This window comes from Lysobacter xanthus (assembly GCF_047159895.1).
On the sequence record NZ_BAAGAB020000015.1, the window covers coordinates 37874 to 48907 of the forward strand.

The following is an 11034-nucleotide window of genomic DNA, read 5'->3' on the forward strand; positions in this document are numbered from 1 at the left end:
CCTGCGACGGGATCGTGCGGGGATCGAGGCCGCTGTGTGAAGCGGGGACGAAGTCGCCGGCTCAGTGCCGGAAAGCGGACGCCTCGGGATCGGGCCAGGCGCGCGGCGGACGCGACGCCGCGACGTTGCGGTAGCGCGTCGGCAGCGTGACGCGATAGCGCAGCCGGCCGTGTCCGGTGTCGATCTGCAGGCCGCCGCCGAGCAGGTCGCACAGGTGCTTGGCGATCAGCAGGTCGACGCCGTCGCCCTCGGCGACGGGGATCGCACCCGGCGGCGTCACCCCGGCCGGCGTCGCGTCGCCCGTGACGGCCTGCGCGTCATGGGTCGCCACCGCCACCGCATGGCCGACACCGCCGTCCGGCGTGCTCGACGCAGGCAGCGCATGTTCGACCGTGAGGTACCAGCGTGCGTCGGTATCGGGGCACGGGCCCCAGTGCACGGCGACGTCGCGGACCTCGGGCGATCGCAATGCGCAGAACAGCAGGTGCTTGGCGATGCGGCGCACGCGCTCCTCGTCGCCCTGCACGGGCAGGCGATCGGGCCCCTCACCACTGAGCGTCGCGCCGCGTTGCGCGGCGACGTGGTGCAGGCCCTCGACCAGCAGGGCGATGCCGTGGCCGGCGTCGAGCGCCTCGACCTGCCGCGCCTCGTGCCCGGCCTCCAGGTGCGCGAGCGTGGCGAGGTCGGACAGCGCCTGTTCCAGGCCGCGGAAGCCGTCGTCCGACAACTTGCGCAGCTCGTGCGTTTCCGGGCCGAGGTCGGCGCCGTGCGCGAGCGTGCTGGTCGTCATCACCAGCTGCAGGTCGTTGCGCATCGTCGAGCTCAGCGCTTCCATGGCGCGCCCGCGCAGCACCGCGCCCGAGCGCACCGCGTCGAGCGCACGCATCAGCTCGACCGCGCGTGTCTCGGCTTCGGCCTGCTCGAGCTGGTGGTATTCGAGCGCACTGAGCGACTGCTGGTCGTTGAGCACGCGCGACCATGCGGCGAGTGAGGCGCGCGCGACGGCGGGCTCGTCGGCGAGCGCGAGCAGCTGGTCGACCACCACCGCATTGAAGTGACCCCATTCGCGCACCACGCCGCGCAGCGAGTAGCCCTGGATCCAGCGCGCCCGCGCATGCGCGAACGCATAGGCGCGTTCGTCGTCGGCGATGGCGTCGGGCACGTCCGGCCACGCCCGCAGGATGCGCGAGAACGCGTCGAGCACGTCGGGGAAGTGATCGTTGAATTGGAGGAGCGACCATTCCGACGCCGCATCGAGCGAGGCATCGGCGCAGGCGAGGTCGCGCCAGGTCTCGAGCAGACTGCGGCGGCGCGCGTCGAGGCCGTCGGCCAGGCGGGCGAGGGCCTCGCGGGTGTCGTGGAGCGTGCGCTGGGTCATGGTCGGCGGTCCGTGCGACGGTCGCCGTGTGCATCGCGCCGCGCGCGCCGCACGCCGGCGGACGGCGAGGACTGCAGCCTAGGCGGCGGCGCGACGGCGTCGGGTGAAGCGGCGGCCTCGCCTGCCGCTGCGTTCACCCGTCACCCGGATACTGCAGGCGACCCCGACGTTCCGGATGCCGCCATGTTCCGTGCACTTGCCCGACTCGCCATGACCTATGCCTTCACCCGCGTGCTCGCGCGCGTCGGCGGCCGCAGCCGCGAGCGCGGCCGCTCGACGCGCCGCTGAGGCGCCGGCTCAGGCGCCGCCCGGCCGCAGGTGCAGGCCGAGCGCGCCGGCCACCATCCGCATCGCCTCGTCATCGCGCGACTGCGTGATCCAGCCGGCATGGCCGTCGTCGCCGGCCTCGCGCACCCACAGCGTGTAGTGGTGCTCGCGCAGCCGGTCGAAGGCGATGCCGATCAGCTCGGGCACGTCGCTGCCGTTGAGGAAGTCGTCGTCGGTGGGGTCTTCCACGCCCCAGTCGATGCGCAGGTTCCAGCGCGAGGCGAGTTCGTCGAGGCTTTCGACCAGGCCGCGCGTATCGTCGCCGTCGACGCGGAAGCCCGACTTCCATTCGGTCACCGTGTCGAGGCGCTCGATGGCCTCGGCGACGTCCTCGGTCGGGCCGGCCTCCTGCCAGGCCGCGAACTGCGCGGCGGCGCTGTCCTCGTCACCGGGGTTCACCAGCAGGAGCAGCTGCCAGACGACCGCCTCCAGCGCCGCCTCGTCGTCGAGCTCGGACGGCGTGTCGAAGGCCTGCGCGAAGTTGTCGTCGGGATCGAATTCGGAATGCATGCGCGGGCTCCGGGTCGCGGCGGGCACGCCATGATGCATGCGCCGCGCGCGTTCGACTCGCGTGAATGAGGCCGGAGGGCCTCCGGTATCCTGCCGCGGGTCGGCGCTTCGCGCGCCTGTCGCCCGCGCCGCGGGCGGCACCAGCCGGATCCACGCATGGACCATCCGGACAACAGGGGCGCGGTCGCGGTCGAGTCGCGGCGCGTGTCGACCGGCGACCCGGGGCTCGATCGCATCCTCTGCGGCGGGCTCTTCCGTGGCGCGGTCACCATCCTCCAGGGGCGCCCGGGCGCGGGCAAGACCACGCTCGCCAACCAGGCGGCGTTCGAGAACGCACGTCGCGGCGGCCGCACCGTCTACATCACCCTGCTCTCCGAATCGCACGGGCGCATGACCGCACCGCTCACGCCGATGCGCTTCTTCGACGACCAAGAGATCGGGCGGTCCATCCACTACGTCAGCGCCTATTCCATCCTCATGGAGGAAGGCCCGCGCGCGCTGCTGCAGCTCGTGGGCTCCGAATCGCGCACGCACGGGGCGAACCTCGTGGTCGTCGACGGCCTGTTCGTACTGGGCGACGCCCGCCTCACCGAGACCGAGTACCGCAAGTTCGTCAACGACCTCGCGCTGCAGGCCGAGCTGATGGGCTGCACGGTGCTGCTGCTCACCAACAGCAAGCGCGGCGCGGACAGCCCGGAATACACGATGGTCGACGGGTGGCTCGAACTCGGCCGGCAGGGCCCGGGCCACCGCACGAGCCGCTGCATCGAGGTGCACAAGCTGCGCGGAAGCGCGTTCCTGTCGGGCCGCCACCGCCTGCGCATCTCCATCGACGGCGTGCAGGCGTTTCCGCGCCTGGAGTCCTACCTCGGTCACCGCCCGTGCCTGCCGGTGGACGACCAGCGCGTCGGCACCGGCGTGCCCGAGCTCGACGACCTGATGCATGGCGGGGTGCCCGCGTTCTCCAACACGCTCGTCTGGGGTGCGACCGGCACCGGCAAGAGCACGCTCGGCTACCACTTCCTCGCCGGCTGCACGCCGCAGGCGCCCGGGCTGCTGTTCTCGTTCTACGAATCGCCCGAGGAGTGCCTGCGCGATGCACGGCAGCGCGGCGTCGACCTCGAAGCGCGCGTCGCCGACGGCAGCGTGCGCATCCTGTGGCATCCGCCGGTGGAGCACGACCTCGACGAGCTCGGCCACGAGCTGATCGAGCACGTGCGCACGCACGGCACGCGCCGGCTCGTGCTCGACGGGCTGAATGCGTTCGAGAAGATCGCGCTCGAGCCCGATCGCCTGCAGCGTTACCTCTCGGCGTTGACGTACGAGTTGCGCAATGCCGGCTGCACGTCGTTTTTCATCGAGGAGATCGGCGACATCTACGCGGGCCAGTCGATGATGCTCGCGGGCAATCGTTCGGCCCTCGGCCAGAACATCCTGATGCTGCGCTACGCACAGGACGGCGCGACGCTGCGACGCACGATCGCGCTGCTCAAGATGCGCGAAAGCGATTTCGATCCGCGCGCGCATGCCTTCCGCATCACGTCGCAGGGCCTGCGCCTGCAGCATCCGGACGATCCGCGTTCGCGTGCGGTGCCTGTGCCGGACGGGCGGGACGCGGCCTAGTGGCCGACCGGGCGCCCGGCGCGCGCGATCTCATCCTGGTGGTCGAGGACGAACCCGGCATCCGGGACGGTCTCGCGATGCTGCTGGGGTTGGAGGGCTATGCCGTGGCGACCGCGGCGAACGGGCTGGAAGCGCTCGACGCACTGGCGACGATGGCGGTCGATCTCGTCATCACCGACCAGATGATGCCGCGCATGGACGGCGTCGCCTTCCTGCATCGCCTGCGCGCCGACGATCGACTGCGGGCGCTGCCGGCGATCATGGTGAGCGCGGTGCCGCGTCCGCAGGAGGACGTGGGCACGCTGGCGGATGCGTTCATCGGAAAACCGTTCGAGGCGCCGCGCCTGCTGCAGGCGATCCGCGACCTGCTGGCGCGGCGCGGCTCGCCTGCCTGAGCCTCACTCCGCGGGGCAGAGCGCGCGCACGGTCTCGAGCATGCGGTCGAGGTCGCCGGTCTTGCGCAGCACCGTGCAGTTCCACTCGCGTGCCAGCCGGTCCGCATCGCCGTCGAAGCTGAGCGCGGTGAGCACCACCACCGGCGTGTCGCGATGGGGGCTGTCGCGCAGCCATTTCAGGAAGTCCCAGCCGTCCATCACCGGCATCATCAGGTCGAGCACGATCGCGCAGGGCACGACCCCGGCGGTCAGCCGCTCGACCGCCTCGGCCCCGTGCGCGGCCTGCACCGGGTTCAGGCCTTCGAGCTCGAGCAGTTCGGCCAGCGCGCGGCGGATGTCGTCGTTGTCCTCCACCACCAGTACGCGTCGCATGGCCTAGCCTCCGATCGAGCGCGCGATTGTCGATGAACCCTTCAGTCCGCGCCATGAGGAGAAGCCCCCAGGCGCATCGGCTCAACTTCCGGGCGACGGGGCCGTTACCGATGCACCCCGCCCGGCGACCCGCGATGACGCACGTCCTGATCATCGAAGACGATGCCACCGTCCGTAACGGACTGGCCCAGCTGCTCGAGCTCGAGGGATTCGGGGTGAGCCGCGCCGAGAATGGGCGCGTCTCCCTGAGCCAGCTGCAGGCCGGCCTGCGCCCGGACGTGATCGTGCTCGACCTGGTCATGCCGGTGATGGACGGCCTCGATTTCCTGAAGGCCCTGCGCCAGACCGAGCACGCCACCGTGCCGGTGCTGGTGATGACCGCCGTCGGCGACCAGGTCGATCTCGACTACCTCGCCGAGGACCTCGGCTGCCGCGTGCTGTCGAAGACCGGCCCGATCGAGCCGCTGCTCGAGGCGCTGCGCGCGCTGGAGTAGGGCTACGGCGCGTCGACGCGCACGATCGTCTCGTCGAGACGGCCGATCGGCAGGCCCAGCAGCGTGATGCGCCCGCGGTTGGCGAGCGTGCGGCCGTCGGCCGCGAGGTCGAGCACCTGGCGCAGCCGCAGGCCGCGGCGCGGTGCGTAGCGCAGGGTCAGCCGCGATCCGTCGACGACGGCCACGCCCGGTCCGGTCGCATCGCTGAGGGTGAACGTGTAGTGGCCCGGCGCGGCGGCGGGACGCAGGACCCAGTCGCGCATGCGCGGCGGCTCGCCGGCCATGCGGATCGTCTGCCGTAGGCGCAGCGTCCCGTCCGCGTCACGATGGCCCCGGCTGTCGACCGTGAACTCCCGCGGACGGCCCACGCCGATTTGCAGCGTGCCGTGCCCCTGCGAGGCGCCTTCGAACATCGACAACGGCCCTGGGGCGGCCGGCGCGGCGCGCGCGAACGGCGCGATGGCGAGCAGCAGGGCGAGCAGGTGTCTCATGCGGGCATGGCCGCACGCGGCGGGTGAACGGCGTGGCAACCCCGCCCGTCGCGCGAGGCGGCGCCTGCCGACGGAAGGCGATCGCGGCGGCGGGTTCGTGGTCAGGCTGCAGGTCCCCTCGCGGAGAATGCGCATGTACCTCGACGGATTCGTGATGCCGGTGCGGGACGACCGCACGGACGACTACGCGGCGATGGCCCGCACCTTCGCCGACAAGGCGCGCGCACTGGGCGCACTCGGTTCGGTCGAAGCACTCGGCGACGGGCTGGAGCATGGCCACACCACCGACTTCTTCCGCGCGGTGCAGGCCGAGGCCGGCGAGAACGTCGTGCTGTCGTTCGTGCTGTGGCCGGACAAGCCGACGCGCGATGCCGCCTGGGCGCGGCTGATGGAAGACCCGGACATGCAGCCCGGCGCCGCCATGCCGTTCGATGGCCGGCGCATGTTCTGGGGCGGCTTCACCCCGTTCGTGAACACCACCGGCCTCGGCTGAAGGCGGCCGCGCCGATCAGGTCGGCGCGAAGGGCTTGCTCGTCTTCTTCTCGTTCTTCGCCGCGCGCTTTTCCTGCGGCGTCTTCGCGGCCTTCTTCTTCGTTTCCTTCTTGCGGTCCATTCCCTTGCTCATGGCGCACTCCCGTCACCGCAGGAAGGCTGCGGCCTGGCGGACAGCATCGCATGCCCGCGTCGACGGCAGGCCACGCCCCGGTCGCCGCCGTGTCGCGGCGACCGGGCCCGCGGGCCTTACTGCGCCGCGCGACCGCGTTGCAGCGTCTCCGCATCCAGGTTCAGCAGCGGCGTCGAGCCGCCGGTGACCGTCGGCAGTCGGCCGTCCCAGCGCTTGATGGCCTCGAGTTGCGCCTCGACGCGACGCAGCTCGATCAGCTCGGGCGTCACCGCCGCGCGCTGCGCCTGCAGGGCCACCGCCTGCGCCTCGGCATTGAGTTTCTGCGACTCGGCGACACCGCGCGCCTCTGCAACGCGCTGCTCGGCCTCGACCTGGATGCGCGCGAGGTCGCGCTCGGCCTTGAGCTTCTGCTGCTCGGCGACGGTCTTCTGCTCGATCGCCGTGTCGAACGACTCGCTGAACTTGAAGTTGGTGATCGCGAACTCGTCGACCACGACGCCGTGGCGCTGCAGGCGCGTGTTCACCGCGAGGCGGATGCGGTCGGAGACTTCCGGACGCTTGGTGACCAGCTGCTCGGCGGTGAACAGCGCGGTCACCGCCTTCATCGCTTCCTGCACGGTCGGGTCGATGATGCGCGGCTCGATGTTCTCGAACGGGCCGATCGTGCGGTAGACGCGCACGACCTGGCGCGGATCGACGTGATAGTTCAGCACCACCTGCGTGCGCACGCGCTGCAGGTCGCGCGAGGCGGCCTCGCTCTCGGTTTCCGAGCGCTCGATCAGCACCGGCATCTTGTAGATCGTCTGCACCACCGGCGTGCGCCAGTGCAGGCCCTCGGCCAGCACCTCGTCGGACGCGCTGCCGAACGTGAGGCGGATGCCGCGATGGCCGTTCGGCACCACGGCGAAGGGCAGCAGCACGAACAGCACGATGAGCGCGACGACCGCGAGGCCCGCCCACTTCAACAGCCCGGCTCCCGGCCGGCCCGACGGACCGGCCAACGTGTTCAGACGCATCGCAATCTCCCCCGGAACGGAACGCGACGGCGTTCGTGCCGTGCGCGATGCCGGAAACCCCTTCCCGGCACGGGGCTATGAGACCACCGGACGGCGTCGCGTGCCAGACGCATCGCACCCGCGATGCGGATGCGTGCCGGGGCCGGCAGCGCGGCCCCGGCACGCGGTGGCTCAGAAGCTCGCGCGCATGCCGAGCGTGTAGGTGTCGACGTCGTCGCCGTGCTCGAGCGCGCCGGTGACGCCCCAGCGCTCGTTGATCTTCACTTCTCCGCCGAGCTCGGCCGAATAGCGCGAGCCGCCGAAGGATCGGTCGCTGTAATTGGCCTTGGCCCAGCCTTCGACGCGCTCGCCGAACGCGGCACGCGTGCCCGCACTCGCACGCCAGGTCTCGCTGGTGAAACCCTCGAAGTCGCGACGCAGGTAACTGCCTTCGCCGAGCAGCTCCACACGCGGCGCGACGCGGTAGGCATAGCCCACGCCGAGCTGCGAGTCGGAGGCATCCAGTCCGCCGAACGGCGAGTCGCTGCGGCCCTGGCGGTACGCGCCGAAACCATAGAAGCCGGTGTCGCCGAACGCCGCCGAACCGCGCAGGTAGGCACCGTCGAAGTCGGCATCCCCACCCAACGACGCCGGCACGTCCTGGTGCTGGCGTGCGACGCCGACTTCGACATAGTTGTGGGACAACTCCGCGGCGGAGGCCGCGCAGGGAACGACCGCCGCCAACAGCGCGGCGAGGAGAGGCACACTCTTCATGAGATTCCTTCGTGCTTTTTCGAGCCCGCGATGCGGGACGGCCCGGCATGGACCGCGCATCACCGACCGGGAAAGCCCACGGCCGGTTCCGGTGGCGTTGCCACGCGTTCATGTTTCATGCGGCGTTTGAGCGAAGCCCGCATTCGACTCGGCCGCCCCCAAGTTGTAAGTACCGCGTGAATTCGGAGTCTCGCGGGAATAATGCGCCTCGACTCGGGCGGGCCCCGGATGGGATGGCGATGGCGTTGGCGGCGAACCTGCGGTTCCTCGAAGCACCCGGCGACGTCGCGGCGCTGATGCGCGCGCACGACTGGAGCGCATCGCCGCTGGGCGACCCCGAGCACTGGCCGCAGTCGTTGCGCAGCGTCACCAGCTTGATGCTGCGATCGAAATTCCCCATGTTCGTCGCCTGGGGGCCGGAGCTCGGCTTTCTCTACAACGACCCGTATGCCGAGATCCTCGGCACGAAGCATCCGAGCGCGCTGGGACGCCCGTTCGAAGAGATCTGGTCGGAAATCTGGGATGACATCGTGCCGCTCGTACGACGCGCGCTCGACGGCGAGGCGACGTACGTCGAGAACCTGCCCCTCACGATGCACCGTCGGGGTTTCGACGAATCGACGTGGTTCACCTTCTCGTATTCGCCGGTCATCGACGACGCTGGCGACATCGCCGGCATGTACTGCGCCTGCACCGAGACGACCGCCGCGGTGCTCGCCGAGAAGATGCGCACGCGCCAGATGCACCGTCTCGCGTCGATGTTCGAGCAGGCTCCCGGCATCGTCGCCGTCACGCGTGGACGCAACCACGTCTACGAGATCGCGAACCCGGCGTATCTCGAGTTCGTCGGTCGCCAGGGCATCGTCGGCTGGAGCGTGCGCGAGGCGCTGCCGGAACTCGACCAGAAGTTCATCGACCTTCTGACCGAGGCCTACGACACGGGCACGCCCTTCGTGGGCCGGCGCATTCCGGTCGGTCTGCGCCGCGACGCCGGCGGGCCGATCGAGGATCGCATCGTCGATTTCGTCTTCCAGCCCTTCCTCGGCGAGGACGGCCAGGTCGACGGCATCTTCATCCAGGGCACCGACATCACCGAGCGGGCGACCGCGGAACGCGAGGCGCAGACGGAGCGTCGCCGCCTCGACGCGGTCATCGATTCGCTGCCGGCCGGCATCGCGCTCGCCGAGCCCGGCGGTCTCGTCACCCGCGTGAACGCCGCGAACCGGGCGATCTGGGGCGTGCACCCGGAGTCCGGCGCGGACGGCTATGCGACTTGGCAGGGATGGTGGGCGGACGAGTCCGATCGCCACGGCCAGCCCCTGGCGGCGCACGAATGGCCGCTCGCGCGCGCGCTGCGTGGCGAAGTCGTCCGCGGCGACATCGTCGAGGTGCAGCCCTTCGGCGATCTGCCGCGCCGCACGTTGCTGCTGCAGGCCACTCCGATCCGTTCGGCCGACGGTGCGGTCGACGGCGCGGTCGTGGCCGAGACCGACATCAGCGACCGCATGCGCGCCGAGGCCGACCTGCGCGCGAGCGAGGCGCGTTTCCGCACCATCACCAACGCGATGCCGCAGATGGTGTGGTCGACGCGGCCCGATGGCTACCACGATTACTTCAACCGCCAGTGGTACGACTACACAGGGGTCGAGGACGGCGCGAGCTATGCCGACCGCTGGGTGGAGATGTTCCATCCCGACGATCGCCCGGCTACGCAGGCGCGCTGGGAGCGCAGCCTCGCGACCGGCGAGGACTACGAGATGCAGTACCGCCTGCGCCATCGCTCCGGCGAATACCGCTGGGTGCTCGGGCGCGCCGTGCCCGTGCGCGACGACGAGGGCCGCATCGTGCGCTGGATGGGCACGTGCACCGACATCCACGAGCAGCGACTCGCGCGCGAGGCGCTCGAACGCAGCGAGCGCGCGCTGCGCGAGACCGATCGCCGCAAGGACGAATTCCTCGCGATGCTCGCGCACGAGCTGCGCAATCCGCTCGCGCCGATCAGCACCGCGTCGCAGCTGCTGATGCTGTCGTCGGATCCGCAACGCGTGCGCGCGGCCGGCGAGGTGATCGGCCGCCAGGTGCGCCACATGACCGAGCTCGTCGACGACCTGCTCGATGTCTCGCGGGTAACCCGCGGGCTCGTGCAGCTGGAACTGGAGACGCTCGACGTCAAGGACGTCGTGTCCAGCGCGATCGAACAGGTGCGCCCGCTCATCGACGCGCGTGGGCACGCCCTGCGCACGCGGCTCGCGCCCGGTCCGCTGTGGGTGCGCGGCGATCGTACGCGCCTCGTGCAGATCGTCTCCAACCTGCTCAACAACGCCGCGAAGTACACGCCGGACGGCGGCGAGCTGGAGGTCGACGTGCAGGTGACGGACGGCACGGTGAGCGTGCGCGTGCACGACAACGGGCAGGGCATCGACCCGGCGCTGCTGCCGGCGATCTTCGACCTGTTCACGCAGGCCGAGCGTTCACCCGACCGTTCGCAGGGCGGCCTCGGCATCGGCCTCGCGCTGGTGCGCAGCCTTGCGGTGCTGCACGGCGGCACAGTGGTCGGCGAAAGCGCCGGGCGCGGGCAGGGCGCGACGTTCTCGCTGCAGCTGCCGGTGGTGGACGCGCCGCCGAAGCAGACGGCCGAGATCGCGACGCATGCGAGCGAGGGCGAGCGCGGGCCGCTCGACGTGATGCTCGTCGACGACAACGTTGATGCCGCGGAGACGATGAAGATCCTGCTGGAAGCGCACGGCCATCGCGTGCGCGTCTTCCATCGCGCCGCCGAGGCGCTGGCCGCGGCGGTCGAGATGCCCGCGGACGTCGCCTTCCTCGATATCGGCCTGCCCGACATGACCGGGCACGAACTCGCGACGCGGCTGCGTGCGCGCCTCGGCGATCGCGTCGGCGTGCTCGCCGCGCTTTCGGGTTACGGCCAGCCGCAGGACTTCGCGGCCTCGCACGCCGCGGGACTCGAATACCACCTGACAGCGAGGTCCACGCCGCCCCCCTTCGGCTCCAGGCAGAGGTCGAACGCGGGCGGCACGGGCAGTGGCCAG

At 70.9% G+C, this 11034-nt stretch carries 11 protein-coding genes; 5 read left to right on the top strand and 6 right to left on the bottom strand.

The window, feature by feature from the left end; genetic code table 11:
* Window positions 1-61: 61 nt before the first annotated feature.
* Together ACY35P_RS06330 and ACY35P_RS06335 are read right to left on the bottom strand one after the other, a co-directional pair.
* Window positions 62-1378: a sensor histidine kinase gene (locus ACY35P_RS06330; RefSeq protein ID WP_462114985.1), complete on the bottom strand. Its 1317-nt coding sequence runs from the start codon at window positions 1376-1378 to the stop codon at window positions 62-64.
* Between the two features lie 297 nt (window positions 1379-1675).
* A complete protein-coding gene (locus ACY35P_RS06335) occupies window positions 1676-2215 on the bottom strand; it encodes a DUF6630 family protein (RefSeq protein WP_462114986.1) in 540 nt (179 codons plus the stop codon).
* A gap of 156 nt (window positions 2216-2371) precedes the next feature.
* Here ACY35P_RS06335 and ACY35P_RS06340 point away from each other — a divergent pair, with 156 nt between their 5' ends.
* Together ACY35P_RS06340 and ACY35P_RS06345 are read left to right on the top strand one after the other, a co-directional pair.
* The gene (locus ACY35P_RS06340) at window positions 2372-3838 is read left to right on the top strand and encodes an RAD55 family ATPase (protein ID WP_462114987.1); all 1467 of its coding nucleotides are present in this window, start codon (window positions 2372-2374) and stop codon (window positions 3836-3838) included.
* A complete protein-coding gene (locus ACY35P_RS06345; RefSeq protein WP_462114988.1) occupies window positions 3838-4233 on the top strand; it encodes a response regulator in 396 nt (131 codons plus the stop codon). The genes ACY35P_RS06340 and ACY35P_RS06345 overlap by 1 nt, the downstream gene beginning before the upstream one ends.
* A gap of 3 nt (window positions 4234-4236) precedes the next feature.
* Here the strand turns inward: ACY35P_RS06345 and ACY35P_RS06350 are convergent, their stop codons facing one another.
* Window positions 4237-4605 carry a response regulator gene (locus tag ACY35P_RS06350; RefSeq protein ID WP_462114989.1) on the bottom strand — a complete coding sequence of 123 codons (369 nt, stop codon included), beginning with the start codon at window positions 4603-4605 and terminating at the stop codon, window positions 4237-4239.
* A 134-nt stretch (window positions 4606-4739) separates the two neighbouring features.
* On the opposite strand from ACY35P_RS06350, the gene ACY35P_RS06355 reads away from it, so the two are divergent.
* Entirely contained in the window at window positions 4740-5099 is a 360-nt protein-coding gene (locus ACY35P_RS06355; protein WP_462114990.1) for a response regulator transcription factor, read from the top strand.
* 2 nt (window positions 5100-5101) lie between these two features.
* Here ACY35P_RS06355 and ACY35P_RS06360 read toward each other — a convergent pair whose 3' ends face one another.
* Window positions 5102-5590, bottom strand: coding sequence for a hypothetical protein (locus tag ACY35P_RS06360; protein WP_462114991.1), 489 nt, complete (start codon window positions 5588-5590; stop codon window positions 5102-5104).
* Between the two features lie 133 nt (window positions 5591-5723).
* Between ACY35P_RS06360 and ACY35P_RS06365 the strand changes: the two genes are divergently transcribed.
* Entirely contained in the window at window positions 5724-6083 is a 360-nt protein-coding gene (locus tag ACY35P_RS06365) for a DUF1428 domain-containing protein (RefSeq protein WP_462114992.1), read from the top strand.
* A gap of 248 nt (window positions 6084-6331) precedes the next feature.
* Here ACY35P_RS06365 and ACY35P_RS06370 read toward each other — a convergent pair whose 3' ends face one another.
* On the bottom strand, window positions 6332-7231 hold the full coding sequence (locus tag ACY35P_RS06370; protein WP_462114993.1) for a prohibitin family protein: 900 nt from the start codon (window positions 7229-7231) through the stop codon (window positions 6332-6334).
* 171 nt (window positions 7232-7402) lie between these two features.
* The gene (locus ACY35P_RS06375) at window positions 7403-7984 is read right to left on the bottom strand and encodes a hypothetical protein (RefSeq protein ID WP_462114994.1); all 582 of its coding nucleotides are present in this window, start codon (window positions 7982-7984) and stop codon (window positions 7403-7405) included.
* Window positions 7985-8217: 233 nt separating this feature from the next.
* Here ACY35P_RS06375 and ACY35P_RS06380 point away from each other — a divergent pair.
* The coding region (locus tag ACY35P_RS06380; RefSeq protein WP_462114995.1) for a hybrid sensor histidine kinase/response regulator at window positions 8218-11034 on the top strand (2817 nt) is incomplete at its 3' end.